At 59.7% G+C, this 26,661-nt stretch carries 20 protein-coding genes and 1 tRNA gene; 18 read left to right on the forward strand and 3 right to left on the reverse strand.

What is annotated here, in order from left to right; all coding sequences use genetic code 11:
• Positions 1-14: 14 nt before the first annotated feature.
• The 9 genes from rimP to CKW26_RS19085 all read left to right on the forward strand — a co-directional run bounded on the left by rimP (position 15) and on the right by CKW26_RS19085 (position 9,501).
• Positions 15-473, forward strand: coding sequence for a ribosome maturation factor RimP (rimP, locus tag CKW26_RS19045; protein ID WP_007915250.1), 459 nt, complete (start codon positions 15-17; stop codon positions 471-473).
• A 47-nt stretch (positions 474-520) separates the two neighbouring features.
• Positions 521-2,002, forward strand: coding sequence for a transcription termination factor NusA (gene nusA / locus CKW26_RS19050; protein ID WP_093435760.1), 1,482 nt, complete (start codon positions 521-523; stop codon positions 2,000-2,002).
• A gap of 27 nt (positions 2,003-2,029) precedes the next feature.
• Complete coding sequence (gene infB, locus CKW26_RS19055) at positions 2,030-4,561, forward strand: translation initiation factor IF-2 (protein ID WP_095049713.1); 2,532 nt, start codon at positions 2,030-2,032, stop codon at positions 4,559-4,561.
• 159 nt (positions 4,562-4,720) lie between these two features.
• The gene (gene rbfA, locus CKW26_RS19060; RefSeq protein WP_095049714.1) at positions 4,721-5,122 is read left to right on the forward strand and encodes a 30S ribosome-binding factor RbfA; all 402 of its coding nucleotides are present in this window, start codon (positions 4,721-4,723) and stop codon (positions 5,120-5,122) included.
• Positions 5,123-5,126: 4 nt separating this feature from the next.
• Positions 5,127-6,044, forward strand: coding sequence for a tRNA pseudouridine(55) synthase TruB (gene truB, locus CKW26_RS19065; RefSeq protein WP_034154423.1), 918 nt, complete (start codon positions 5,127-5,129; stop codon positions 6,042-6,044).
• Between the two features lie 142 nt (positions 6,045-6,186).
• On the forward strand, positions 6,187-6,456 hold the full coding sequence (rpsO, locus tag CKW26_RS19070; protein ID WP_003197723.1) for a 30S ribosomal protein S15: 270 nt from the start codon (positions 6,187-6,189) through the stop codon (positions 6,454-6,456).
• Positions 6,457-6,649: 193 nt separating this feature from the next.
• Complete coding sequence (gene pnp / locus CKW26_RS19075) at positions 6,650-8,755, forward strand: polyribonucleotide nucleotidyltransferase (protein ID WP_053117036.1); 2,106 nt, start codon at positions 6,650-6,652, stop codon at positions 8,753-8,755.
• 129 nt (positions 8,756-8,884) lie between these two features.
• A tRNA-Thr gene (locus tag CKW26_RS19080) sits at positions 8,885-8,960 on the forward strand.
• A gap of 241 nt (positions 8,961-9,201) precedes the next feature.
• Complete coding sequence (locus CKW26_RS19085; protein WP_095049715.1) at positions 9,202-9,501, forward strand: DUF6388 family protein; 300 nt, start codon at positions 9,202-9,204, stop codon at positions 9,499-9,501.
• Between the two features lie 51 nt (positions 9,502-9,552).
• Here CKW26_RS19085 and nadC read toward each other — a convergent pair whose 3' ends face one another.
• On the reverse strand, positions 9,553-10,401 hold the full coding sequence (gene nadC, locus CKW26_RS19090; RefSeq protein ID WP_095049716.1) for a carboxylating nicotinate-nucleotide diphosphorylase: 849 nt from the start codon (positions 10,399-10,401) through the stop codon (positions 9,553-9,555).
• A 370-nt stretch (positions 10,402-10,771) separates the two neighbouring features.
• On the opposite strand from nadC, the gene CKW26_RS19095 reads away from it, so the two are divergent.
• The 5 genes from CKW26_RS19095 (at position 10,772) to CKW26_RS19115 (ending at position 17,278) form a co-directional block, all read left to right on the forward strand.
• Positions 10,772-12,952, forward strand: coding sequence for a DUF1631 domain-containing protein (locus tag CKW26_RS19095; RefSeq protein WP_095049717.1), 2,181 nt, complete (start codon positions 10,772-10,774; stop codon positions 12,950-12,952).
• A gap of 64 nt (positions 12,953-13,016) precedes the next feature.
• On the forward strand, positions 13,017-13,577 hold the full coding sequence (gene ampD, locus CKW26_RS19100) for a 1,6-anhydro-N-acetylmuramyl-L-alanine amidase AmpD (protein ID WP_007915273.1): 561 nt from the start codon (positions 13,017-13,019) through the stop codon (positions 13,575-13,577).
• A complete protein-coding gene (gene ampE / locus CKW26_RS19105; protein WP_095049718.1) occupies positions 13,574-14,413 on the forward strand; it encodes a regulatory signaling modulator protein AmpE in 840 nt (279 codons plus the stop codon). Before ampD ends, ampE begins: the two co-directional genes overlap by 4 nt.
• 198 nt (positions 14,414-14,611) lie before the next feature.
• The gene (locus CKW26_RS19110; protein WP_095049719.1) at positions 14,612-16,642 is read left to right on the forward strand and encodes a methyl-accepting chemotaxis protein; all 2,031 of its coding nucleotides are present in this window, start codon (positions 14,612-14,614) and stop codon (positions 16,640-16,642) included.
• Between the two features lie 246 nt (positions 16,643-16,888).
• The gene (locus tag CKW26_RS19115; protein ID WP_095049720.1) at positions 16,889-17,278 is read left to right on the forward strand and encodes a hypothetical protein; all 390 of its coding nucleotides are present in this window, start codon (positions 16,889-16,891) and stop codon (positions 17,276-17,278) included.
• On the opposite strand, the gene CKW26_RS19120 is transcribed toward CKW26_RS19115, so the two are convergent.
• Together CKW26_RS19120 and cra are read right to left on the reverse strand one after the other, a co-directional pair.
• The gene (locus CKW26_RS19120; protein ID WP_095049721.1) at positions 17,279-18,055 is read right to left on the reverse strand and encodes a TatD family hydrolase; all 777 of its coding nucleotides are present in this window, start codon (positions 18,053-18,055) and stop codon (positions 17,279-17,281) included.
• Positions 18,056-18,058: 3 nt separating this feature from the next.
• The gene (cra, locus tag CKW26_RS19125) at positions 18,059-19,054 is read right to left on the reverse strand and encodes a catabolite repressor/activator (RefSeq protein ID WP_093435805.1); all 996 of its coding nucleotides are present in this window, start codon (positions 19,052-19,054) and stop codon (positions 18,059-18,061) included.
• A 308-nt stretch (positions 19,055-19,362) separates the two neighbouring features.
• On the opposite strand from cra, the gene ptsP reads away from it, so the two are divergent.
• From ptsP to CKW26_RS19145, 4 genes are all read left to right on the forward strand, one after another.
• On the forward strand, positions 19,363-22,224 hold the full coding sequence (ptsP, locus tag CKW26_RS19130; protein ID WP_095049722.1) for a phosphoenolpyruvate--protein phosphotransferase: 2,862 nt from the start codon (positions 19,363-19,365) through the stop codon (positions 22,222-22,224).
• Positions 22,224-23,165 (forward strand): 1-phosphofructokinase, encoded by a 942-nt coding sequence (pfkB, locus tag CKW26_RS19135; protein ID WP_093435812.1) that lies wholly within the window; start codon positions 22,224-22,226, stop codon positions 23,163-23,165. The genes ptsP and pfkB overlap by 1 nt, the downstream gene beginning before the upstream one ends.
• Positions 23,166-23,176: 11 nt before the next feature.
• Positions 23,177-24,910 (forward strand): PTS fructose-like transporter subunit IIB, encoded by a 1,734-nt coding sequence (locus CKW26_RS19140; protein WP_095049723.1) that lies wholly within the window; start codon positions 23,177-23,179, stop codon positions 24,908-24,910.
• Between the two features lie 186 nt (positions 24,911-25,096).
• On the forward strand, positions 25,097-26,638 hold the full coding sequence (locus CKW26_RS19145) for an alkaline phosphatase (protein ID WP_095049724.1): 1,542 nt from the start codon (positions 25,097-25,099) through the stop codon (positions 26,636-26,638).
• The last annotated feature ends 23 nt before the right edge of the window (positions 26,639-26,661 follow it).

The following is a 26,661-nucleotide window of genomic DNA, read 5'->3' on the forward strand; positions in this document are numbered from 1 at the left end:
ACTAGGGGGTTCAGGTGTCGAGCAAGCTAGAAGAGTTGCAGGCCTTGCTGGCCCCGGTGGTCGTGGCCCTGGGCTATGAATGCTGGGGTATCGAGTTTTCGGCTCAGGGTCGTCACTCGATGTTGCGCGTTTATATCGATAAAGAGGGTGGCGTGCTGGTGGACGATTGCGCCATTGTCAGCCGTCAGATCAGCGGTGTACTGGATGTTGAAGATCCAATTTCCGTTGAATACACCCTCGAAGTTTCCTCGCCTGGCATGGAGCGCCCACTGTTCACTCTTGAGCAGTTTGCAAAATTTGCCGGTGAACAAGTGAAGATCAAGCTGCGCTCGCCTTTTGAAGGTCGACGCAACTTTCAGGGCCTTCTGCGCGGTGTAGAAGAACAGGATGTCGTGGTGCAGGTAGACGACCATGAGTTCCTGTTGCCGATCGATATGATCGACAAGGCCAACATTATTCCCAGTTTTGACTGAGACGCGGATCCCGCGGATCCAATGGCTTGCGAAAGGCGAGGCGTACGATGAGCAAAGAAGTACTGCTGGTTGTTGAGTCGGTATCCAATGAAAAGGGCGTACCGGCAAGCGTAATTTTTGAAGCGCTGGAGCTGGCTCTGGCCACTGCTACCAAAAAGCGTTTTGAAGACGAAGTAGACCTGCGTGTGGAAATTAACCGCCACACCGGTTCTTACGAAACTTTCCGTCGCTGGACGGTCGTTGAAGAGAATGATCTCGACGATCCGGCCATCGAAACCTGGCCAACCAAGGTTGCTGAAACGCATCCTGGCGCCAAGGTTGGCGACGTCGTTGAAGAAAAGATCGAATCCATCGAGTTCGGCCGCATCGCTGCACAGACTGCCAAGCAGGTCATTGTGCAGAAAGTTCGCGAAGCCGAGCGCGCTCAAGTGGTCGACGCCTATCGCGAGCGCCTGGGAGAAATCATCTCCGGCACCGTGAAAAAAGTCACCCGCGACAACGTGATCGTCGATCTGGGTAACAACGCTGAGGCGTTGCTGGCCCGTGAAGACATCATTTCTCGCGAAACTTTCCGTGTCGGCGTGCGCCTGCGTGCGCTGCTCAAGGAAATCCGCACCGAGAACCGCGGCCCGCAGCTGATCCTGTCGCGTACCGCGCCGGAAATGCTGATCGAGCTGTTCCGCATCGAAGTGCCGGAAATTGCCGAAGGCCTGATCGAAGTAATGGCAGCGTCCCGTGATCCGGGTTCGCGCGCCAAGATCGCCGTCCGCTCCAAGGACAAACGCATCGACCCGCAGGGCGCTTGCATCGGTATGCGCGGTTCGCGCGTCCAGGCAGTGTCGGGTGAGTTGGGCGGTGAGCGTGTTGATATCGTCCTGTGGGATGACAACCCGGCTCAGTTCGTGATCAACGCCATGTCCCCGGCTGAGGTTGCGGCAATTATCGTTGACGAAGATGCCCACGCCATGGACATCGCCGTTGGCGCAGACAATCTGGCTCAGGCCATCGGTCGAGGTGGTCAGAACGTGCGTCTGGCGAGCCAGTTGACTGGCTGGACCCTGAACGTGATGACCGAATCGGACATCCAGGCTAAGCAGCAAGCAGAAACCGGCGACATCCTGCGCAACTTCATCGACGAGCTGGAAGTCGACGAAGAACTGGCTCAGGTGCTGGTAGATGAAGGCTTCACCAGCCTGGAAGAGATTGCCTACGTACCGTTGGAAGAAATGCTCAACATCGACGGCTTTGACGAGGACATCGTCAACGAGCTTCGCGCTCGTGCCAAGGATCGTTTGTTGACCAAAGCCATCGCTACTGAGGAAAAGCTGGCAGACGCCCATCCGGCCGAAGACCTGCTCTCGCTTGAGGGTATGGACAAGGATTTGGCGATGGAACTGGCGGTGCGCGGCGTAATTACCCGCGAAGACCTGGCCGAGCAGTCTATTGACGACCTGCTCGACATCGACGGCATTGACGATGATCGTGCCGGCAAGTTGATCATGGCCGCCCGAGCCCACTGGTTCGAGTAATTAGGCGCGGCCTGAGGAGAGAAGTGCATGACGCAAGTCACGGTGAAACAACTGGCCGATGAGGTCAAAACACCGGTAGAGCGCCTGTTGCAGCAGATGCGTGAGGCAGGTCTGCCGCACACCGCCGCCGAAGAAAATGTGACTGACAGTGAGAAGCAGTCCCTGCTGACTCACTTGAAAAGCAGCCACAAGGCGAAAGTGGAAGAACCACGCAAGATCACGCTGCAGCGTAAAACCACCAGCACCCTGCGTGTGGCTGGTAGCAAAAGCATCAGCGTAGAAGTTCGCAAAAAGAAAGTTTTCGTACAGCGTAGCCCGGAAGAAATCGAAGCCGAACGCAAGCGTGAACTGGATGAGCGTCGCGCAGTAGAAAATGCTGCTCGTCAGAAGGCTGAAGAAGAAGCCAAGCAGCGCGCCGAAGAAGAAGCGCGTCGCCAGCCTGCTGCTGCGCAGACCGCTACCAGCGACGCCGTTGCGGCGCCGGCTGCAGCTGCCGAACCTGTTCGCGAAAGCGCGCCGGTGGTTGCCGCTGCTCCAGCTCCGTCTGCTGAAGTTCGTAACAAGCAGAACGAACAGCGCCGTCCGGACAAACCACGTGCTGACGACAACAATCGTCGCAGCGGTGGTGGTGATGGCGAGCGCAAAAACGCTCCGCATCGCGCATCGGTCAAAGAAAAAGCGCCGGCTCCACGTGTGGCGCCACGCACTACCGACGAAGAAAGCGATGGCTTCCGTCGCGGTGGTCGCGGCAAGGCCAAGCTGAAAAAGCGCAACGCCCACGGTTTCCAGAGCCCTACCGGCCCTGTCGTGCGTGACGTGCAGATCGGCGAGACCATCACTGTTGGCGATCTCGCCAATCAGATGTCGGTCAAGGCTGCTGAAATCATCAAGTTCATGTTCAAACTGGGTACTCCAGCGACCATCAACCAGGTACTTGATCAGGAAACTGCTCAACTGGTTGCTGAAGAGCTGGGCCACAAAGTGACCCTGGTCAGCGACACCGCCCTGGAAGATTCCCTGGCCGAGTCCCTGAAGTTTGAAGGCGAAACGTTCTCCCGTGCACCGGTCGTGACCGTAATGGGCCACGTTGACCACGGTAAAACCTCGCTGCTCGACTACATCCGTCGTGCCAAGGTAGCTGCTGGCGAAGCCGGCGGTATCACTCAGCACATCGGTGCGTACCACGTTGAAACCGAACGCGGCATGGTCACCTTCCTCGATACCCCGGGTCACGCCGCGTTTACCGCAATGCGTGCCCGTGGTGCCAAGGCGACCGACATCGTGATTCTGGTGGTTGCAGCGGACGACGGCGTGATGCCGCAGACCATTGAAGCTGTTCAGCACGCTGTAGCGGCTGGCGTTCCACTGGTTGTTGCAGTGAACAAAATCGACAAGCCGGGCGCCGATCTCGATCGCATCCGTAGCGAACTGTCGGTTCACGGCGTGACTTCTGAAGAGTGGGGCGGTGATACGCCGTTCGTACCGGTGTCGGCGAAAGTCGGTACTGGCGTGGACGAGCTGCTTGAAGCCGTTCTGCTGCAAGCTGAAGTGCTTGAACTGAAAGCGACTCCATCGGCTCCTGGCCGTGGTGTTGTGGTTGAATCGCGTCTCGACAAAGGTCGTGGCCCGGTTGCAACCGTTCTGGTTCAAGACGGTACCCTGCGCCAAGGCGACATGGTACTGGTCGGTTCGAACTATGGCCGCGTTCGCGCCATGCTCGACGAGAACGGCAAGCCAATTAAAGAAGCCGGTCCTTCCATCCCTGTCGAGATTCTCGGCCTGGACGGTACTCCAGACGCTGGCGACGAGATGAGCGTGGTTGCTGACGAGAAGAAAGCCCGCGAAGTGGCTCTGTTCCGTCAAGGCAAGTTCCGCGAAGTCAAACTGGCTCGCGCTCACGCCGGCAAGCTGGAAAACATCTTCGAAAACATGGGTCAGGCCGAGAAGAAGACGCTTAACATCGTCCTCAAATCCGACGTCCGTGGTTCGCTGGAAGCTCTGCAAGGCGCTCTGAATGGCCTGGGCAACGACGAAGTGCAAGTGCGCGTCGTCGGCGGCGGTGTCGGTGGTATCACCGAGTCCGACGCTAACCTGGCACTGGCTTCCAATGCTGTACTGTTCGGCTTCAACGTGCGTGCCGATGCTGGCGCACGGAAGATCGTCGAGCAGGAAGGTCTGGACATGCGTTACTACAACGTGATCTACGACATCATCGAAGACGTCAAGAAAGCCCTGACCGGCATGCTCGGCAGCGATGTTCGCGAGAACATCCTGGGTGTGGCCGAAGTGCGTGACGTGTTCCGTTCGCCGAAGTTTGGCGCGATCGCTGGCTGCATGGTGATCGAAGGTGTTGTGCACCGTAACCGTCCGATCCGTGTACTGCGTGAAGACATCGTTATCTTCGAAGGCGAGCTGGAATCCCTGCGCCGCTTCAAGGATGACGCTTCCGAAGTACGTGCCGGCATGGAATGCGGTATCGGCGTGAAGAGCTACAACGACGTCAAAGTCGGCGACAAGATCGAAGTCTTCGAGAAGGTTCAGGTTGCTCGCAGCCTCTAACTCGCGCACTTCAGGAGCCGTGATGGGCTGCCGTACTCAACGGTGCGGCGCATCACCCGGACTCTAAACGCAACGCCCGGTCTGGCTTTTGTCAGGCCGGGCGTTTGCCGCTTTCAGACCTTGCGGGTTTCACCGCAGGGCAGTAACAGGTAACAAATCATGGCAAAAGAATACAGCCGTACCCAACGTATCGGCGATCAGATGCAGCGTGAGCTGGCCCAACTGATCCGTCGTGAAGTCAAAGATCCACGCGTGGGTCTGGTCACCATTACCGCTGTGGAAGTCAGCCGTGACGTCGGTCACGCCAAGATTTTCATTACCGTGATGGGCCAGGACAACGCTGAAGATATCGCACAAAGCATCAAGGTGCTCAACGCCGCCGCAGGTTTCCTGCGCATGCAGCTGGCCCGTGAAATGAAGCTGCGCAGCGTGCCGCAATTGCACTTCCACTACGACGAATCCGTCGTGCGTGGTGCGCACCTGTCGGCCCTGATCGAGCGCGCCGTGGCTGAAGACAATCAGCACCTGGACGTTGCTGCACCTGAAGACACCAAGGAGTAATTCGGTGGCTCAGGTCAAACGTATCCGTCGTAACGTCAGCGGCATCATCCTGCTCGACAAACCGTTGGGATTCACCTCCAATGCCGCGTTGCAGAAGGTTCGCTGGTTGCTCAACGCCGAGAAAGCCGGTCACACCGGTAGCCTCGACCCGCTGGCCACCGGCGTCTTGCCGTTGTGCTTCGGTGAGGCCACCAAGTTCTCGCAATACCTGCTCGATTCCGACAAGGGTTATGAAACCCTGGCGCAACTGGGCAAGACCACCACCACGGCTGATGCTGAAGGTGAGGTTTTGCAGGAACGCCCGGTGACCGTTGGTCGCGCCGATGTCGAAGCGGCATTGCCGAAATTTCGCGGGCAAATCAGTCAGATACCGCCGATGTACTCGGCGCTCAAGCGTGATGGCCAACCGCTGTACAAGCTGGCTCGTGCAGGCGAAGTAGTGGAGCGCGAACCGCGTTCTGTTACTATTGCGCGCTTGGAATTACTGGCCTTCGAAGGCGATACTGCGCGTCTTGCGGTGGATTGCAGCAAGGGCACCTATATTCGCACCCTGGTGGAGGATATCGGTGAGCAACTTGGTTGTGGTGCGTACGTCGCTGAATTGCGTCGTACCCAGGCCGGGCCTTTCACCCTGGCGCAGACGGTTACCCTCGAAGAGCTGGAAGCAGTACATGCCGAAGGCGGCAACGAAGCGGTTGATCGCTTCCTGATGCCATCGGACAGCGGCCTGCTGGATTGGCCGTTGCTGCACTTTTCGGAAGCGAGCGCGTTCTACTGGCTCAATGGCCAGCCGGTACGTGCCCCGGATGCTCCGAAGTTCGGCATGGTACGGGTACAGGATCACAATGGTCGCTTCATCGGTATCGGTGAAGTGAGCGAAGACGGGCGCATCGCGCCACGTCGTTTGATTCGGTCAGAATGACCGGAACCGGCCTGTGTAACAGCAGGTCGGCGAGTGTGGCTGTTAACAGGCACGGTCACGACTCATTTATAGATACAGGGATTTGTCCCTGGCCTGTTGAAGCTGTTTCCCTGAAACAGTTTCCTGATAAAAGGATTGCCTCATGGCTCTCGACGTTCAAGAAAAAGCTCAAATCGTTGCTGACTACCAGCAAGCTGTTGGTGACACTGGTTCGCCAGAAGTGCAAGTTGCACTGCTGACCCACAACATCAACAAACTGCAAGGTCACTTCAAGGCCAACGGTAAAGATCACCACTCCCGTCGTGGTCTGATCCGCATGGTAAACCAGCGTCGCAAGCTGCTGGACTACCTGAAAGGCAAGGACGTGAGCCGTTACAGCGCTCTGATCGCTCGCCTGGGTCTGCGTCGCTAATCAGCGATTGCGCTATGAGGTTGGTGGTCTGCAAGACGTCCGCGGTTTACCGCGGTCGCCTTGCAGGCTCCCAGCCTCAAGTTTTATCTGGATGCACGTTTTACCCCGGACAAGGGTTGGGCCGATTCCCGACATTGCCCAAGAATTCGCAAGAAACCAGTTCCCCCAAGAGCCACAAAGAAGGTAGGACACCGTGAACCCGGTAATCAAAAAATTCCAGTTCGGTCAATCGACCGTTACCCTCGAGACTGGCCGTATCGCCCGTCAGGCCTCCGGCGCAGTATTGGTCACCGTTGACGACGACGTCAGCGTATTGGTGACTGTAGTCGGTGCAAAACAAGCCGATCCGGGCAAGGGCTTCTTCCCTCTGTCCGTTCACTACCAGGAAAAGACTTACGCTGCCGGTAAGATCCCTGGCGGTTTCTTCAAGCGCGAAGGCCGTCCTTCCGAGAAAGAAACCCTGACTTCCCGACTGATCGACCGTCCGATCCGTCCACTGTTCCCTGAAGGCTTCATGAACGAAGTGCAGGTTGTCTGCACCGTCGTTTCCACCAGCAAGAAAACCGATCCGGACATCGCTGCGATGATCGGTACCTCGGCTGCCCTGGCCATCTCGGGCATTCCGTTCGACGGCCCGATCGGCGCCGCTCGTGTAGCTTTCCACGAAAGCACCGGCTACCTGCTGAACCCGACTTACGAGCAGCAAGCTGCTTCGAGCCTGGACATGGTCGTTGCCGGTACTTCCGACGCCGTACTGATGGTTGAATCGGAAGCCAAAGAGCTGACCGAAGACCAGATGCTGGGCGCTGTACTGTTTGCTCACGACGAATTCCAGGTTGTGATCAACGCTGTGAAAGAACTGGCCGCTGAAGCTGCCAAGCCAACCTGGAACTGGGCTCCGGCTCCAGAAGCCACCGAACTGCTGGGCGCTATCCGTGCCGAGTTCGGCGAAGCGATCTCCCAGGCTTACACCATCACCATCAAGGCCGACCGTTACGCTCGCCTGGGTGAGCTGAAGGATCAAGTCGTTGCCAAGCTGTCCGGTGAAGAAGGCCAGCCTTCGTCCAGCGAAGTCAAAGCTGCTTTCGGCGAAATCGAATACCGCACCGTTCGCGAAAACATCGTAAACGGCAAGCCACGTATCGACGGTCGCGACACCAAAACCGTACGTCCGCTGAACATCGAAGTCGGCGTTCTGCCGAAGACTCACGGTTCGGCGCTGTTCACCCGTGGTGAAACCCAGGCTCTGGTCGTTGCAACACTGGGTACTGCCCGTGACGCACAACTGCTGGACACCCTGGAAGGCGAGAAAAAAGACCCGTTCATGCTGCACTACAACTTCCCTCCGTTCTCGGTGGGCGAGTGTGGTCGCATGGGTGGTGCTGGTCGTCGTGAAATCGGTCACGGCCGTCTGGCCCGTCGTTCGGTTTCGGCCATGCTGCCAGCCGCTGACGTGTTCCCGTACACCATCCGTGTAGTTTCGGAAATCACCGAATCCAACGGTTCGAGCTCGATGGCTTCCGTTTGCGGCGCTTCCCTGGCCCTGATGGATGCTGGTGTGCCGATGAAGGCGCCGGTTGCCGGTATCGCCATGGGTCTGGTTAAAGAAGGCGAGAAATTTGCCGTCCTGACCGACATCCTGGGTGACGAAGACCACCTGGGCGACATGGACTTCAAAGTAGCCGGTACCGCCAAAGGCGTTACTGCGCTGCAGATGGACATCAAGATCAAGGGCATCACCGAAGAGATCATGGAAATCGCTCTGGGCCAAGCCCTGGAAGCGCGCCTGAATATCCTCGGTCAGATGAACCAGATCATCGGTCAGTCGCGTACCGAACTGTCGGCCAACGCTCCGACCATGATCGCGATGAAAATCGACACCGACAAGATCCGTGACGTTATCGGTAAAGGTGGCGCGACCATCCGTGCGATCTGCGAAGAAACCAAGGCTTCGATCGACATCGAAGACGACGGTTCGATCAAGATCTTCGGCGAAACCAAGGAAGCGGCTGAAGCAGCACGTCAGCGCGTTCTGGGTATCACCGCTGAAGCCGAGATCGGCAAGATCTACGTCGGCAAGGTTGAGCGCATCGTCGACTTCGGCGCATTCGTCAACATCCTGCCGGGCAAGGACGGTCTGGTGCACATCTCGATGCTGAGCGACGCTCGCGTAGAGAAAGTGACCGACATCCTGAAAGAAGGCCAGGAAGTGGAAGTGCTGGTACTGGACGTGGACAACCGCGGCCGTATCAAGCTGTCCATCAAAGACGTGGCAGCGGCCAAGGCTTCGGGCGTTTAATCACCCCATAGCTTTAGCGCAATAAAAATGCCCCGCCGTGAAAACGGCGGGGCATTTTTTTGTCTGCGAAATATCGGGACATTCTGCGAAGTTGCCGGACTTCAAGACCGGTGCTAGGTTTAGCCCACCGCCCGTGTAGCTCAGCCGGTAGAGCAGCGCACTCGTAACGCGAAGGTCGCAGGTTCGATTCCTGTCTCGGGCACCACCTTATTCATCTCTCTCACTTATCGCCATGCGGATTTATGTTCCGCAGGTCAGCTTTTTGTGGGAGAGATGTAAAGACCCGTGTAATTCGTCATGCAAACGTCCTATATTCGGTGCCTGCATGAGCATCGCTTAGCAGTTTTCAGATGATCCCGAATGGTTCCGAAGGCCGGTCAATCCGCGTCAGAGAGATCCTTGATGATCCAGATCCATCCTCCATTCCTAAGATCAGCGAGAACGCCATGACCGAATTAACTCAAGAGCAACGTCACGAACAAGCGCTGGGAAAGTACATTCTGGACGTACCGGACCTCAAGGAAGAGATCAAGGATCTCAGTCCCGACGATCAGAAAGACCAGATCCAGTGGGCCTTCGAAGATGAAGCCGAAGCCCAGGGCTTGCAGCCGTGGGAACTGACGCTCAAGTACACGAGCACGCCGGAAGAGTTCGAGGCGCAGCGCATCGTGCTGCACAAAGAGGCGGCTGAAGTGCTGGGTGTCGAGTGGGAAGAATACTGCGAGATGAATAATCTGGTGGTCTGAAACAAAAACGCCAGCCTCAACCGGGCTGGCGTTTTTTATTGCGTGAAACCTTCAAAGGCTCAAGCGCATCGACAGATCCACCGCTTTGACATCCTTGGTCATCGCACCGATCGAGATGTAATCCACTCCAGTTTCGGCGATCGGCAGCAGCGTGCTTTCGTTGATGCCACCGCTGGCTTCCAGCTTCGCCTTGCCGCCATTCAGGCGCACGGCTTCGCGCATGTCATCCAGGCTCAACTCATCAAGCATGATGATGTCGGCGCCGGCGGTCAGTGCTTCTTTCAGCTCATCCAGACTTTCCACTTCGATTTCCACCGGTTTGCCCGGCGCAATCTTGTGCGCGGCGGCAATGGCTTGTGGAATGCCACCGCTGGCGGCGATGTGGTTTTCCTTGATCAGGAACGCGTCGTACAGACCGATGCGATGGTTATGGCAGCCACCGCAGGTCACCGCATATTTCTGCGCCAGACGCAGGCCCGGCAGGGTTTTGCGGGTGTCGAGCAACTTGACCTGAGTCGCGCCGACGAAATCCGCCAGGTACTGCGCGCGAGTCGCCACACCCGACAGCATTTGCAAGAAGTTCAGCGCACTGCGTTCCCCGGTCAGCAGCGAACGGGCCGGCCCTTCCAGATGAAACAACGGCTGATTGGGTTTCACCCGCTCGCCATCGACCACTTGCCAGTGCACTGCTACTCGCGGATCAAGCTGACGAAACACCGCATCGACCCAAGCGGTGCCGCAGATGACGGCGGCATCGCGCGTGATAATGGTGGCTTTGGCCAGACGTTCGGCCGGGATCAGTTGCGCGGTGATGTCGCCGCTGCCGATGTCTTCGAGCAACGCACGGCGCACGTTGGCTTCGATTTCGGCGGTCAAATCGGCGAGACGTAGATTCGGCATAACGGGCTCCACAAACAAAGTGGTTCGATTATAGGGGCATGGCGCGAGCCAACCCAAGGCGAGAACGCGCGTGCTTGCCTGCATCCGGTCGATTTTCTTTGAGCAAAACGCGCCCGGACAGGGTCATTGAGAGGGCATAGGGGAAACCCTGACGACTATGGCGCCGTGGGCAAGTTATGAAAGATAATCTGCCTTGCATTTGACGTCATAGCTTTGACGTCCTGATTGAACTGGTGGGAGCGAACCTGCTCGCGAATGCATTCTTTCAGTGACATTGCTGCGGCTGACACACCGCCATCGCGAGCAGGCTCGCTCCCACACGGGATCCGGGTTGGCTTACCCGAACGAATCACCGTTTCAGGAGGCTTGGATGCACAACGACGGGAAAGTGGTGCCTTTGCACAAGAGCGCTACCGATCAGGCGAATCACTCGCTGCTCGCCCGCCTGCCTGTGATTCTGCTTCAGGTTCGCGACAAGGCTGCCCAGCAACTGCGCCACGGTTTACAGGAGCTGTTCGATAACGCTGACGACACGCTGTTTGAAATGGCCGACCGGGCGCGCAACGACGTCGAGCAGAACATCTTCTTCGAAGCCATGCGCGACCTGCGCCTCAAGCGCAAAAACATCGAGCGTGGCTTCCTTGAGCAATTTTTCGAAGCCTTCGTCGGCCTGACGCAATACGACCCCACGCACAACACGCTGCCGCACGCCCTGATCTACGACGAACTGGCACCGCGCAGCGACGACATGGAGCGCAGCGTGGCGGTCGAGACCATGGTCGGTCGCGTGCTCAAGCGTGACGGCTTCGCCCTCGATCAACTGACCGCGCGCCTTAACGCGCTGCTCGGCAACACCCTCGACGATCAGCACAACCCGCTCGGCCCGGCGCGGCTCTGTGAGTTTTTTCTCCAGGCCGGGCGTAATCTGGGCGTGGAAATCAAGGTCAAGCTGATCCTGCTCAAACTGTTCGAGCGTTATGTCTTGGCCGACACCGAACAGCTTTACGCCGAAGCCAATCAATTGTTGCTCGCCACCGGTGTGTTGCCCAAGTTGAAAGCAGCCCCTGCACGTCGCGCAATTGATCGTGCGATCGCCAATGTGCACAGCGAGGAACGCGACGACACGCCGCCCGTCGACGAAGGCGTGCAGGAGGTTTTCGCCGCGTTGCAGCAGTTGCTCGCGCAGGTGCGCGGCAGTGTTGCGCCGACCTTGGAGTCCAGCGTCGCGGCGCAACCGATTTCCTCCCGCGACCTGCTGCGCCTGCTCTCGCATTTGCAACAATACGTGCCGGCGCTGGCGGCGCAGGATGACTTCGATCTGCGCAATCAGCTCGAACAACTGTTGACCCGAGTCAGTGTCAGAAGCGGCAAATCGCGGATCGTCGGCGATGCGGACGAAGACGTGATCAACCTGATTGCTATGGTCTTTGACTGCATTCTTGAAGACCGCAATGTGCCGGATTCGCTAAAGGCCTTGATCGCTCGATTGCAGATCCCGATGCTCAAGGTGGCGGTGCTCGACAAGAGTTTCTTCAGCCGCAGTACCCATCCGGCGCGGCGCCTGCTCAACGAAATCGCCGCGGCGGCCATGGGCTGGGGCGATTGCGACGGTGAGGCACGCGACAGCTTGTACCTGCGGATCGAACAAGTGGTGCAGCGCCTGCTCAACGATTTCGTCGACGACCCGGCGATTTTTTCCGAGTTGCTGGCTGACTTTCTCGCCTTCACCAGCGATGAACGCCGCCGCAGCGAGCTGCTTGAACAGCGCCTGCGTGATGCTGAAGAGGGGCGGGCAAAAACCGAACTGGCGCGGCGTCGGGTCGAGCGCGCGTTGAATCAAGCGCTGCTGGGCAAGACTCTGCCGCCGACCGTGGTCACCTTCGTCCAGGACGCCTGGAGCAAAGTACTGCTGCTGACCTGTCTCAAGCATGGCGATCAGTCCGCTGAATGGCAGGCCGATGTGCAGACCATGGAGCAGCTGATCTGGAGTGTGCAGCGCCATGACGACGCTGAATCCAGCCTGCGCTTGCTGGCACTTGTGCCGGGTTTGCTCAAGGCACTGCGTGATGGTCTGAGCAGTTCGGCGTTCGATCCGTTCGCCACCAGCGAGTTTTTCAGTGAGCTGGAAGCCCTGCATGTGCGGGTGCTAGAGCGCTCCGAGCAGGCCGATCAGGCTTTGCCCATGGTCGAGGTGTCGCAACAGATCATGCTGCAAACCGCCGACGACAGCAGCATGGCGCTAACCTCGGTACGTTTGCCCCACGACGCCGCCGGTCTGCGTCAGGTCGAACAACTGCGTCTGGGCAGTTGGGTGGCGTTTCAGGAAGACGAAGACCATAGCCTGCGCTGCAAGCTGGCAGCCATCATCGAAGCCACGGGCAAGTATGTATTTGTCGATCGCACCGGGATGAAGGTGCTCGAGCGCAGCCGCGTTGCGCTGGCCTTGGAGTTCCAGCGTGGCGCGGTGCGTACGCTGGACGACACCTTGTTGTTCGATCGCGCGCTGGAGTCGGTGCTGGGCAATCTGCGACGACTCAATCGCGGCAAGTGATCGCGCGCCGGGGGCCGATCACGGCATACTGGGCGCCAACACAGTCGGCGTTGAAGGAATCGGTATGCAGTTGGATCCCGCTAGCGGGTGGTGTCACGGGGTGCAGGTCTGCCCATCGCCCAACTTCAATGAGCGCCCGGCGGGCGAAATTTCCCTGTTGGTCATCCACAACATCAGCCTGCCGCCGGCGCAGTTCGCCACGGGCAAGGTGCAGGAATTTTTCCAGAATCGTCTGGATGTCACCGAACATCCCTATTTTGCAGGGATTGCTGACCTGCGCGTCTCGGCGCACTTTCTGATTGAACGTGACGGCAAGGTCACCCAGTTTGTCTCCTGTCTTGAGCGCGCGTGGCATGCCGGCGTCTCGGTCTTCGAAGGACGGGAAACCTGTAACGATTTTTCCGTGGGCATCGAGCTCGAAGGCACCGATGATCTGCCGTTCACCGACGCGCAGTATCAGGCGTTGACGGCGTTGACCCGCCAGTTGCAAAGCGCATTTCCGGCCATCACCGGCGCCCGCATTTGTGGGCACAGCGACATAGCACCCGGGCGTAAGACCGATCCTGGCCCGGCATTCGACTGGGCGCGTTACCGCGCGGCCCTGGCACAAGAGGAAGGACAATGAGTTTTCTAGTGTTACTGCTGGCGTTGTGGATCGAGAAGTTTTCGGCCCTGCGTCATCGGGTTCAACGCGATGGCGGATGGATCCGCGAACTGAACAAACTCGAAACCAGCACGCGCCTGGCCAGACAGCCTTGGCTGGTGCTGACGATTCTGGTGCTGTTCCCGGTGGCGCTGTTGGCGTTGTTGCTATTGGTATTGGAGCCTGTGGCCTACGGCTTGCTGGCGTTGCCGGTGCATTTGCTGGTGGTGATTTACAGCCTGGGGCGCGGCGATTTGCTCGGCGGTCTCGGGCCGTTCCGTGATGCCTGGCGACGTGAGGATTTGCAAGCCGCAGCGCATGTGGCCAAGCGTGATCTGGATATTTGCGCCGACAGCGGCGAGCAGTTGCTTGAAAGCGTGCAGGGGCATCTGCTGTGGCAGGCCTATCAGAGCTTTTTTGCGGTGATCTTCTGGTATTTCGTACTTGGCCCGGTCGCGGCGTTGGCGTATCGCCTGTTGGCGCTGGCGCAGGAGCACGGCCAGAACCCGGCGCTGGTCGAGCGCGCGGCGCAACTGCGGCATGCCTTTGACTGGCTGCCGGTGCGCTTGTTGGCGGCGAGCCTGGCGCTGGTCGGCAATTTTGTCGCGGTCAGTCGGGTGATGCTGCATGAACTGCTGAACTGGAACATCAGCGCTGCGCAATTGATCAACCGGGTCGGTCTGGCGGCGGGCGAGATTCCACCTCCCGTGGTCGGGCCGGACGGCATCAACACCCTCGATTGCTTGTGGGAATTGCTGCTGCGCGCGGCGGTGCTGTGGTATGCCGGGTTTGCCTTGTGGACGGTTCTGGTTCACTGATTTCAAGAAAGATCAAAAGATCGCAGCCTGCGGCAGCTCCTACGAGGAGATCTGTGTGTCGCGGGCTGCGATGTCGTTAACCTTAAGTTACAAAACCTCCCTCCGATTTGAGCTATACAGAGATGGCGCTCGATAGTGGCTATCTGCTGTCGCCCCGCGCCTGCCAATAAAAACAAGAAAAACCAAGGGAGACTTCCAGTGAAGAGCTTGCTCTATCCCGCCGTCTCGCTGATGAACCGTCTGAGCTTCGGCATGAAGTTCAGCCTGATCAGCGTGCTGTTTCTGGTGCCGATGCTGGTGACCAATTTTTATCTGGTGCGCGATTCCTATCGCGAATTCCAGGGCACTCGGGTCGAGCTGCAAAGCCTTGATCTGCTGGGCAGTAGCCTGGCCCTGCGTCGGGATCTGGAAACCCTCAATAACCTGGTACAAATCAACGTCACCCTCGGCCAGTCCGGCAAGGCCGGCAACGTCGAGGCGCAGATAACCACCCTCGAACAAGCCGTTTTGGCGCGCCTGCAAGGGCTGACGGCGATGACCGAGGATCCCGAGCAGATTCAGGTCTTCGACGGTAAGCGCGATGAAATGATTGCCGCGTTCAAGGCCCAGCAAACGGAAAACTCGCTGCAAAGCAAAAGTGCGTTGACCGGCAAATTGCTCGCCAGTGCGCAGATTTTCAGCCAGATCATTACCAGCCAGGCCGGCCTGAGCCGCGACAACCAGAGCGATATCCGTCAACTCAGCGAACTGGTCACCCTGATCACGCCGACCGTCACGCAAACCCTCGGTGAAGGCCGGGCCATGGGCTCGTATTCATTGGGCCAGGGTTTTCTCAACAGTTCTTCGAGCACCCGTTTCGATGAGCTGATGGTGCAGATCGAAAAACTCCAGGCCGAGTACGCGCTTAAACTGCAGGACGCCCTCGGCTCCAGCAAAGCCGCGCGGGATAACCTCAGCACGGTGGCCGACAGCAGCAAGGCCTCGCTGAAACAGGCCAGCGAACTGTTCGAAGAGCAGGTGGTGATGGCCGACACCCTCGATGCGCCGTGGCAGGCGTTCTACGATCAGGTCACCGTGCTGATCGACAGGACTTACCAGCTCAACGAAGCCACCCTCAAATTCCTCGACACGCAATTGCAGCAGCGTCTGGCGCAGAACCGCACACACATGGTCATGCAGGCGGTGGCGCTGTCGGTGGTGTTCGTGCTGATTTTCTATCTCTACGGCGGTTTCTACGCCTCGACCCGCACCACGCTGAAACGCCTCGGGGCGATGATGGACAAGGTCGCGGCCGGCGACATGACCGTCAACTTCAAGGCCAATAGCCGCGATGAGCTGGGCGAGTTGGGCGAAGTCTTCAATGGCACGGTGAGGAAGATTCACGACTTGATCGAGCGCGTAGGTCAGACTGTCGCTGAGGTCGAGCGCCAGGCCGGGCAGGTTGAAAACGTCTCTGCGCAAAGCAATCAGGCGGTCGCCGGGCAACGCACGCAGATCGAGCAGGTGGCGACGGCGATGAACCAGATGTCGGCGACTTCACTGGAGGTGGCACGCAGTGCGGCGGCAGCGGTGAGCAGCGCCCATAGCGTCAATGACGAGACCATCAGTGGCCGTGGCCTGGTCGAGTCGCAGCAGGGCAGCATTGCTGCGCTGGCCAGCGAAATCGACCAGTCGGTGTTGGTGATCAACCAGTTAGCCAGCGACAGCCAGGCGATCAGTCGAGTACTGGAAGTGATCAAGAGTATTGCCGAACAAACCAACCTGCTGGCGCTCAACGCCGCGATCGAAGCCGCCCGTGCTGGCGAGCAGGGGCGCGGTTTTGCTGTGGTCGCCGATGAAGTACGCACCTTGGCCAAACGCACCCAGCAATCAACTGAAGAAATCGAACAGATGATCGCCAAACTGCACGGCGGTGTCGGCGCGGCCGTGAAGGCCATGGGCGTCAGCCATCAGATGGCCAATGGCACGGTCGGGCAGTCGGAAAAGGTCCAGCAGGCGCTGGAAAACATCCTTGGTGCGGTCGGTATGATCGTCGATCAGAACCAGCAGATCGCCGCTGCGGTTGAACAGCAAACTGCGGTGGCCCACGACATCGATCAGAACATCGTCGAGATCAACCGCGCCGGCGAGCGCACGGCGCAAGGTGCGCATCAGACCGAAGATGCCAGCCGGGCGCTGTCAGCCCAGGTCGTTGAGCTTAAACAACTGATCAGCGCGTTCCGCGTCTGAGGCACGCACGAAAACTGTGGGAGCGAGCCTGCTCGCGAATGCAATCTGTCAGTGACATCTCTGTCACCTGACACACCGCCTTCGCGAGCAGGCTCGCTCCCACAGGGTTTTGGGTTTTGTCAGAACCGTTTGTAGTACTTCTTCACTTCCGACCGTAAGCCTAATCCTGTTTCCCTCCAGGCTCTGGCATTTCCCCATCAATGAGCCAGTATCCATACCCAATCGTTCGCGTAGAGGAGGTCGCTCATGTCTGCCGCAACCTTGGGGGTGCGGGGCCGTTGTGCTCATTGCCTGACCACGCTGCTGCTCAAACCCTGGCAGCTCAATGCCATCTCGATCAATGAACCGTTTACCTGCGAGCATTGCCAGAAAGCGCTGGAGCTGCGATGCCCGCAACAGATCAAACGCTTCAAGTCGCTCGACTCACTGGCGCTGCTGCGCTTCAGCGCTTCGTTGGCGGTGTGCACTGCGCTGCTGGTGGCGTTGGTGATGGAGTGGGTGGGGCTACTTAGCGTCACTGAGCAACTGAACGCGTCACTGATCACGATCTTTGTGTACTTCTTGGTCGTCCGTTACGCGCGCCAGCGTCAACACCTGACGCTGATTCTGGAGGCCGCCAAGGCGCACGCCGACTGATTACCAGCCGAATACTTGGCAGCTATTGGCGGTACTGGCCGTCGCCAGTTGTTGCGGGCTGATATTCATCAGTCCGGCCAGCGCCTCGCAGATCGCCGGCAAGTGCGCCGGACTGTTGCGCTGACCGGGAAACATGACAGGTGCCATGTCCGGTGAATCGGTTTCCAGCACAATCGAATCCAGTGGCAGTTCCGCCAGCACCCGATGCATGCGCAACGCTTGTGGCCAGGTCGGTGCGCCGCCGAGGCCCAGTTTGAAACCGAGTTTGATGTATTCCCGAGCCTCTTCACGGCTGCCGGCAAAGGCGTGGATGATCCCCGCGCGTTTGAGCTTGAAGCGCTTGAGCGTCGCAATCACCGCCGCGTGGCTGCGACGCACATGGATCAGCGCCGGTAACTGAAAGTCAGCGGCCAATTGCAGTTGCGCCTCGAACAGCGCCTGTTGCCGCTCGCGGTCGAGGGTTTCGATAAAGTAATCCAGACCGATCTCGCCCACCGCACACAACTGCCGATGACCGCGTAATCGAGTCAGCCAATCACCAAGCGCCGACAAATCCTCAGGACGATGCTGATCGAGATACACCGGGTGCAGACCGAATGCCGCGTACAAATCGACATCGCTCTGCACCAGATCCCACATCCGTTGCCAATTGCCCTCATAGACGCCCAAAACCACCATCCGCCGCACCCCGAGGGCGCGGCTTTCGGCGAGCAACGCTAAGCGATCGGCGTCGAAGTCGGGGAAGTCGAGGTGGGTGTGGCTGTCGATCAGCTCCACGGTTCAGTCCCGGTGAATACGCTGCTTGAAGGTCCGCGCGATAGCTTGCACGCCGGGCTTGTACTCCGACTGCTCGACCGCCGCCAGGGCCAGTTCCAGCGCCTTGTCGGCGATCAACTGGTGCTGCTGGGCCATGGCGTTGACCGGCAGCGGCAGGAAATCCAGTAACTGCGTATCGCCGAAGGTGCCGAGGCGCAGCGGCCGCGATTTCAGCGGGAAGTCATGCAGCGCATCGAACACGCCTTGCAGCAGCACGTAGGACGTTGTCACCAGCGCATCCGGCAAATGCCCCAGACGTTGCAGGAGTTCTTCCATCAATTGCTTGCCGCATTCGCGACTGAAGGATTCGGCGTGTTCGACCAGCACTTCGCCTTTGAAGTCGACCAGCGCTTCTTTGAAACCGGCGGCACGCTCCTGGCTGATGCTCAGTTCCGGGCGCGCACCGAGCAGCACGATCTGCTTCGGTTGCGGATCGAGCAGGCTCTGGGTCAGGTGCAGGCTGGCTTCGCGGTCGTCACTGATCACCGAGCAGAAATGCTCGGGTTCCATGACGCGGTCGATGGCGATGATCGGCAGACCTTTGGCCTGCAACTGCCGATAACTGTCATCGCCGGCCGGAAGGCAACTGGCGACGATCAGCGCATCGCAGCGGCGCGCCTTGAATAATTGCAGCAACTGCCGCTCGCTGTCTGGCGCATCGTCGGAGCTGGCGATCAGCAATTGATAGCCGCGCGCCCGCGCACCTTGCTCGAGCAGCTTGGCGATCCGCGCGTAACTGGGGTTTTCCAGATCCGGCAGAATAAAGCCCAGCGTGCGCGTGTGCCGGCTGCGTAGCCCGGCTGCTTGAGGGTTTGGCGTAAAGCCGTGCAGATCGACCACTGCGCGCACCCGCTCGACGGTGGCGGTGCTGATGCGTTGCTGTTCGGCCTTGCCGTTGATGACGTAGCTGGCGGTGGTCACGGACACTCCGGCCAACCGCGCGATATCACTGAGTTTCAACCCGGGATTTCCTTGTTTTTTCGAGCTTGCCGCGACATTTTCGCCAATCCTACCCGATTAGGGCAGGCGACTATTGTCGCAGCGCATCCGACAAGTTGGACTTCAAGGATGGGACATTATCGAGTAACGTGCCGATCAATCTAGATTAAACGTTTCAGCAAGCGTATTTTCTACGTTTTAGACGTCTTTGGCCGGTTCTGCCGTGAAACCGCCAAAACTGCCGCTGAAAAGCAAAGCGGTAAAGCGCCTAAGCTGCAAACCATCCAAAACAATACCTGGCACTCATACAGCGCCAAAAAGGAGATCGCATGCTCGAGCTCACTATAGAGCAGATATCCATGGGCCAATCGGCTGTGGATAAACCCGCTGCCCTGCAACTGCTCGCCAATCACCTGGTGGCCGATGGTCTGGTTGCCGACGGTTACCTCGCTGGATTGCAGGCACGGGAAGCCCAGGGCTCGACCTTTCTCGGTCAAGGTATTGCCATTCCCCACGGAACGCCGCAAACCCGTGATCAGGTATTCGCCACTGGCGTGCGCCTGATGCAGTTCCCGGAAGGCGTGGATTGGGGCGATGGCCAGATCGTTTATCTGGCCATCGGCATCGCCGCCAAATCCGACGAACACCTGCGCCTGCTGCAACTGCTGACCCGCGCCCTCGGCGAGACCGATCTGGGCCAGGCTCTGCGTCGTGCCAGTTCCCCCGAAGCGCTGCTGAAATTGCTGCAAGGCGCGCCGCAGGAATTGGCGCTGGATGCACAGATGATCGGCCTCGGCGTTTCGGCCGACGATTTCGAAGAACTGGTCTGGCGTGGCGCGCGTCTGTTGCGTCAGGCCGATTGTGTGAGCAACGGTTTTGCCGGTGTGTTGCAGCAGGTCGAAGCGCTGCCCCTGGGCGATGGCTTGTGGTGGCTGCACAGCGAGCAAACCGTGAAGCGTCCGGGGCTGGCGTTCGTGACGCCGGACAAACCGATGCGCTACCTCGGTCAACCGCTCAGCGGTCTGTTCTGTCTGGCCAGCCTTGGCGAGGCGCATCAGGCGTTGCTTGAACGTCTTTGCGCGTTGTTGATCGAAGGTCGCGGCCATGAACTGGGTCGCGCCACCAGCAGCCGTAAAGTCCTTGAAGTGCTCGGCGGTGAATTGCCCGCCGACTGGCCGAGCGCACGCATTGCCCTGGCCAACGCCCATGGTTTGCATGCGCGCCCGGCAAAGATCCTTGCGCAACTGGCGAAGAGTTTTGATGGCGAAATTCGTGTGCGCATCGTCGACAGCCAGGACAGCGCCGTGTCGGTGAAGAGCCTGAGCAAGCTGCTCAGCCTCGGCGCCCGTCGCGGTCAGGTGCTGGAGTTGATCGCTGAACCAAGCGTCGCCGCTGACGCCTTGCCGGCAATCTTGGCCGCGATCGAAGAAGGCCTTGGCGAAGAGGTCGAGCCGCTGCCAGCCGTAAGCCAGCAGCGCGAGGTCATTGCCGACATCGCCGAAGTGCTGATCGCCCCGGCGTCCGGCGCTCAGTTGCAGGCGATCCCGGCAGCCCCTGGCATTGCCATCGGACCTGCGCATATTCAGGTTCAGCAAACCATCGATTACCCGCTGCGCGGCGAGTCTGCCGCCGTTGAGCGCGAACGCCTCAAGCAAGCGCTCAGCGACGTGCGCAGTGATATTCAGGGCCTGATCGAACGCAGCAAAGCCAAAGCCATCCGCGAGATCTTTATCACCCATCAGGAAATGCTCGACGACCCGGAACTCACCGATGAAGTCGACACCCGCCTCAAGCAAGGCGAAAGCGCCGAAGCGGCGTGGATGGCGGTGATCGAAGCGGCGGCCAAACAACAGGAATCGCTACAGGACGCGTTGCTCGCCGAACGGGCGGCGGACCTGCGTGACGTCGGTCGTCGCGTGCTGGCGCAACTGTGTGGCGTGCAAACTCCGAGCGAGCCTGAGCAACCGTACATTCTGGTGATGGACGAGGTCGGTCCGTCCGATGTCGCACGGCTGGATCCGGCGCGCGTGGCGGGGATTCTCACCGCGCGCGGCGGCGCCACGGCGCACAGTGCAATCGTTGCGCGTGCTCTCGGGATTCCAGCGCTGGTCGGCGCTGGCGCAGCGGTGTTGTTGCTGGCGCCGGGCACACCGTTGCTGCTCGACGGCCAACGCGGTCGCCTGCACGTCGACGCCGATGCGGCGACCCTGCAACGCGCCACCGAAGAACGCGACACCCGTGAGCAACGCTTGAAAATTGCCGCCGAACAACGCCATCAACCGGCACACACGACCGATGGTCATGCGGTCGAAGTGTTCGCCAACATCGGCGAAAGCGCTGGCGTGATCAGTGCGGTGGAGCAGGGCGCCGAAGGCATTGGCCTGCTGCGTACCGAACTGATTTTCATGGCCCACCCGCAAGCGCCGGACGAGGCCACGCAAGAAGCCGAATACCGCCGCGTTCTTGATGGTCTCGCCGGTCGACCGCTGGTGGTGCGCACGCTGGACGTCGGCGGCGACAAACCGCTGCCGTATTGGCCGATCGCCAAGGAAGAAAACCCGTTCCTCGGTGTGCGCGGTATTCGCCTGACCCTGCAGCGTCCGCAGATCATGGAAGCGCAATTGCGCGCCTTGCTGCGTTCGGCGGACAACCGTCCGCTGCGGATCATGTTCCCGATGGTTGGCAGCGTCGAAGAGTGGCGTCAGGCCCGCGACATGACTGAACGTCTGCGCCTGGAAATCCCGGTTGCTGATCTGCAACTGGGGATCATGATTGAAGTGCCGTCCGCCGCTCTGCTCGCGCCGGTATTGGCCAAGGAAGTCGACTTCTTCAGCGTCGGCACCAACGACCTGACCCAGTACACACTGGCCATCGACCGTGGTCACCCGACGCTTTCGGCACAGGCTGACGGCCTGCACCCGGCGGTGTTGCAACTGATCGACATCACCGTGCGCGCGGCCCATGCCCACGGCAAATGGGTCGGCGTCTGCGGTGAACTGGCGGCAGATCCGCTGGCGGTGCCGGTGCTGGTCGGTCTCGGTGTCGATGAACTCAGCGTCTCCGGGCGCAGCATTGCCGAAGTCAAGGCACGCATCCGCGAACTCAGCCTGACCCAGGCGCAAACCCTTGCTCAACACGCCCTGGCCGTGGGCAGCGCGAACGAAGTGCGCGCATTAGTGGAGGCCCTGTAATGGCCAAGATTCTTACCCTGACCCTCAACCCGGCGCTCGACCTCACCGTCGAACTGCCACGCCTGGAGGCGGGTCAGGTCAATCGCAGCGACGAGATGCACACCCACGCTGCCGGCAAAGGCGTGAACGTCGCGCAAGTGCTGGCCGACCTTGGCCATCAACTGACGGTCAGCGGCTTTCTCGGTGAAGACAACCTGCAAGCGTTCGAAACCCTGTTCGCCAAGCGTGGTTTTGTCGACGCGTTTATCCGCGTGCCCGGTGAGACGCGCAGCAACATCAAAGTAGCTGAACAGAGTGGCCGCATCACCGACATCAACGGCCCTGGACCGGTGGTCGATGCCGCCGCGCAACAAGCGTTGCTCGATCGACTGGTGCAGATTGCACCGGGTCACGATGCGGTGGTGGTCGCCGGCAGTTTGCCGCGTGGCGTTACGGCGCAGTGGTTGCGTGAATTGATCGAACGGCTCAATCAACTTGGCCTGAAAGTCGCTCTCGACAGCAGCGGCGCAGCATTGCGCGAAGCTTTGAAAGCCAGTCCATGGCTGATAAAACCGAACACTGAAGAACTCGCCGACGCGCTCGGTTGCGACGTGGTTTCTCACGCGGCCGAGGCTCAGGCAGCGGCGCGCTTGCATGCGCAAGGCATCGAGCACGTGGTGATCTCCCACGGTGCTGACGGCGTGAACTGGTTCAGCGTCGGTTCGGCACTGCATGCCACGCCGCCCAAGGTCAGCGTCGCCAGCACAGTCGGTGCCGGTGATTCGTTGCTGGCCGGCATGCTCCACGGTTTGCTCAGCGCCGATACGCCCGAGCAAACCCTGCGCACGGCCACCGCAATTGCGGCGATGGCGGTGACCCAGATCGGTTTTGGCATCAACGATGCGGCGCAACTGGCGCAGCTCGAACAGGGCGTGCGCGTGCGTCCCCTGACAGAACAATAAGAGGGTTTGTCATGAAATTAGCCATTGTTACGGCTTGCCCGAACGGCATGGTCACCAGTGTGCTGTGCGCGCGTTTGCTTGATGCGGCGGCGCAGCGTCAGGGCTGGAGCACCAGCGTGGAAGTGGTCGATGCGGCGCACCCGGAACGCGAGTTGTCGGCGGCGACCATTGCAGCGGCGGAGTGGGTTTTGTTGGTCGCCACAGGCGCGGTCGATATGACGCGTTTTGTCGGCAAACGGGTTTTCCAGATTGCTCCGGCGCAGGCATTGCAAGATGTTGAAGCGGTGCTGCGTCGTGGTGCTGAAGAGGCTGAGGTTTACGTCGCCAGCGCGGCAGAACCGGTTGCTGATGCGCCGCGCGCGCCACGCCTCGTCGCCATCACCGCGTGCCCGACCGGTGTAGCCCACACCTTCATGGCCGCCGAAGCCTTGCAGCAGACCGCCAAGCGTCTGGGCTACGAACTGCAGGTCGAAACCCAAGGCTCGGTGGGCGCGAAAACCCCGTTGAGCGCAGCGGCGATTGCCGAAGCAGACGTGGTGTTGCTGGCGGCGGATATCGAAGTCGCCACCGAGCGTTTTGCCGGCAAGAAGATCTATCGCTGCGGCACCGGGATCGCCTTGAAGCAGTCCGAAGCCACGCTGAAAAAAGCCTTGGCCGAAGGTGCAGTGGAAAGCGCCGCGAGTGACGGCAAGGCACCGGCCAAGCAAGAGAAAACCGGCATCTATAAACACCTGCTGACCGGCGTGTCGTTCATGTTGCCGATGGTCGTGGCCGGTGGTTTGATGATCGCGCTGTCGTTCGTCTTCGGCATCACCGCGTTCAAGGAGGAAGGCACGCTGGCGGCGGCGTTGATGCAGATCGGTGGCGAGACCGCGTTCAAGTTGATGGTGCCGTTGTTGGCCGGTTACATCGCTTATTCGATCGCCGACCGTCCGGGCCTGGCGCCGGGGATGATTGGTGGTTTGCTTGCCAGTACGCTGGGCGCCGGGTTTATCGGCGGCATCATCGCCGGGTTTATCGCCGGTTATGCGGCCAAGGCTATCAGTCGATATGTCGCCTTGCCGCAAAGTCTCGAAGCGCTGAAACCGATTCTGATCATCCCGTTGTTTGCCAGCCTGATCACCGGTCTGGTGATGATTTACGTGGTCGGTAAACCGGTCGCCGGCATGCTCGGTGCGCTCACGCATTTCCTCGACAGCATGGGTACCACCAACGCGATTCTGCTCGGTGTGCTGCTCGGTGGCATGATGTGCGTCGACCTTGGCGGGCCGATCAATAAAGCCGCGTACGCGTTCTCGGTAGGTCTGCTGGCGTCGCAGAGTTATGCACCGATGGCCGCGACCATGGCCGCAGGGATGGTGCCGCCGATTGGCCTGGGCATCGCCACATTTATTGCGCGGCGCAAATTCGCCCAGACTGAACGCGAGGCCGGCAAGGCTGCCTTCGTGCTGGGGCTGTGCTTCATCTCCGAAGGGGCGATTCCGTTTGCCGCGAAAGATCCGTTGCGGGTGATTCCGGCGAGCATCGCCGGTGGCGCGCTGACCGGTGCGTTGTCGATGTACTTCGGCTGCAAACTGATGGCGCCGCACGGTGGCTTGTTTGTGCTGGCGATTCCGAATGCGATCAACCATGCGTTGCTGTATTTGCTGGCGATTGTCGCGGGGAGCCTCTTGACCGCCGTTGTCTATGCGACGGTCAAACGCCCGGAAGCCGTTGAGCTGGCGCTGGAACCGGCGAAGGCCTGACTGACAACACAAAACCCTTGTAGGAGTGAGCCTGCTCGCGATAGCGGTCTGTCAGTGACATGAATGTTGGCAGATATACCGATATCGCGAGCAGGCTCACTCCTACAATTGGTTCTGTGGTGTGTCTGGTGTCATGTCTGTTTCATGATCGCGTGCTTAAGTTTTCCTTTTTTCAGGGAGAACACCATGAGCGATTTCAACCCCGGTCGCCGGCGTGTCATGCAAGTCGTTGGTGCCGGTCTGCTGATGCCAAGCCTGGCGCCGGCGGTGATTGCGTCGGTCAAGGATCGCCCGCAGTTGACCGACGGCGTGCAGTCCGGCGATCTGCAAGGCGACCGCGCGATGATCTGGAGCCGCAGCGATCGCCCCGCGCATATGGTGGTCGAGTGGGACACCCGCAGCCAGTTTCGCCACCCGCGCCGGGTAGTCTCGACGCTGGCCGATGCCCGCAGCGACTTTACCGCCCGCGTTGAACTGGCCGGGCTGCCCGCCGATCAGGCGATTTTCTATCGCGTGTATTTCAAGGACGCCCGTACCGGCGTCGCCAGCGAGCCGTGGCTCGGTCACCTGCGCAGCGCTCCGACGGCGCGGCGCAATATTCGTTTCGTCTGGAGCGGCGACACCGTCGGCCAGGGCTTCGGTATCAACCCGGACATCGGCGGCATGCGCATCTACGAAGCGATGCGTTTGCGTCTGCCGGACTTCTTCATCCACAGCGGTGACACCATCTATGCCGACGGCCCGGTGCCGGCCCAGCTCACCACGGAAAACGGTCGCATCTGGCGTAACCTCACCACCGAAGCCAAGAGCAAAGTCGCGCAGACCCTCGCCGACTATCGCGGCAATTACCGCTACAACCTGATGGACGAAAACATCCGCCGCTTCAACGCCGAGGTGCCGCAGATCTGGCAGTGGGACGACCATGAAGTGGTCAACAACTGGTCGCCCGGCAAGCAGCTCGACGAGCGTTATCAGGAAAAAGATATCCACACCCTGGTCGGGCGCGCACGCAAGGCGTGGCTGGAATACTCGCCGATGCGTTTGCAGGCTGCCGATGCTGGCGGAAGGATTTATCGCAAGTTGAGCTATGGGCCAATGCTCGATGTGTTCGTGCTCGACATGCGCAGTTATCGCGGCGCCAATGACGACAACCTCGGCGCGTCGAAACCGTTTTTGGGACGTGAGCAACTGAACTGGCTCAAGCGCGGCTTGAAGAAATCCAAAGCCCAGTGGAAGGTCATTGCCGCCGACATGCCAATCGGCCTTGGCGTGCCGGATGGTGAGGTCAGCCCGGGTGTCCCGCGTTGGGAAGCGGTGGCTAACGGTGACCCGGGACCGGCCCAGGGGCGCGAGGTGGAAATCGCCGAATTGCTCGGCTATCTGCGTGCGCAGCAGGTGCGCAATTTCGTCTTCCTCACGGCGGATGTGCATTACTGCGCGGCGCATCACTATCACCCGGATCGCGCGGCGTTTCAGGATTTCGAACCGTTCTGGGAGTTTGTCGCGGGGCCGCTGAATGCCGGGAGTTTCGGGCCTAATCCACTGGATAAAACCTTTGGCCCGGAGGTGGTGTTCGAGAAGGCGCCGCCGGCGCAGAACACTTCGCCGTTTGCCGGGTTTCAGTTTTTTGGCGAGGTGAATATTGAAGGGGGGAGTGGGGAGATGAGCGTGGTGTTGCGGGATTTGAATGGGGTGGCGGTTTTCGAGAAAAAATTGCAGCCTGCTTAAAGATCAAAGGCTAACCCTCATCG

This window comes from Pseudomonas sp. Irchel s3h9 (assembly GCF_900187475.1).
Classification (GTDB): domain Bacteria; phylum Pseudomonadota; class Gammaproteobacteria; order Pseudomonadales; family Pseudomonadaceae; genus Aquipseudomonas; species Aquipseudomonas neuropathica.

Excerpts from the sequence above, each read along its gene's own strand:
- CKW26_RS19145 (WP_095049724.1), top strand. The coding sequence starts at position 25,097 with ATGAGCGATTTCAACCCCGGTCGCCGGCGTGTCATGCAAGTCGTTGGT.
- ampD (WP_007915273.1), top strand. The coding sequence starts at position 13,017 with ATGCAGTTGGATCCCGCTAGCGGGTGGTGTCACGGGGTGCAGGTCTGC.
- CKW26_RS19140 (WP_095049723.1), top strand. The coding sequence starts at position 23,177 with ATGAAATTAGCCATTGTTACGGCTTGCCCGAACGGCATGGTCACCAGT.
- ptsP (WP_095049722.1), top strand. The coding sequence starts at position 19,363 with ATGCTCGAGCTCACTATAGAGCAGATATCCATGGGCCAATCGGCTGTG.
- rbfA (WP_095049714.1), top strand. The coding sequence starts at position 4,721 with ATGGCAAAAGAATACAGCCGTACCCAACGTATCGGCGATCAGATGCAG.
- CKW26_RS19095 (WP_095049717.1), top strand. The coding sequence starts at position 10,772 with ATGCACAACGACGGGAAAGTGGTGCCTTTGCACAAGAGCGCTACCGAT.
- nusA (WP_093435760.1), top strand. The coding sequence starts at position 521 with ATGAGCAAAGAAGTACTGCTGGTTGTTGAGTCGGTATCCAATGAAAAG.
- CKW26_RS19085 (WP_095049715.1), top strand. The coding sequence starts at position 9,202 with ATGACCGAATTAACTCAAGAGCAACGTCACGAACAAGCGCTGGGAAAG.
- rpsO (WP_003197723.1), top strand. The coding sequence starts at position 6,187 with ATGGCTCTCGACGTTCAAGAAAAAGCTCAAATCGTTGCTGACTACCAG.
- ampE (WP_095049718.1), top strand. The coding sequence starts at position 13,574 with ATGAGTTTTCTAGTGTTACTGCTGGCGTTGTGGATCGAGAAGTTTTCG.
- nadC (WP_095049716.1), bottom strand. The coding sequence starts at position 10,401 with ATGCCGAATCTACGTCTCGCCGATTTGACCGCCGAAATCGAAGCCAAC.
- CKW26_RS19115 (WP_095049720.1), top strand. The coding sequence starts at position 16,889 with ATGTCTGCCGCAACCTTGGGGGTGCGGGGCCGTTGTGCTCATTGCCTG.
- infB (WP_095049713.1), top strand. The coding sequence starts at position 2,030 with ATGACGCAAGTCACGGTGAAACAACTGGCCGATGAGGTCAAAACACCG.
- pfkB (WP_093435812.1), top strand. The coding sequence starts at position 22,224 with ATGGCCAAGATTCTTACCCTGACCCTCAACCCGGCGCTCGACCTCACC.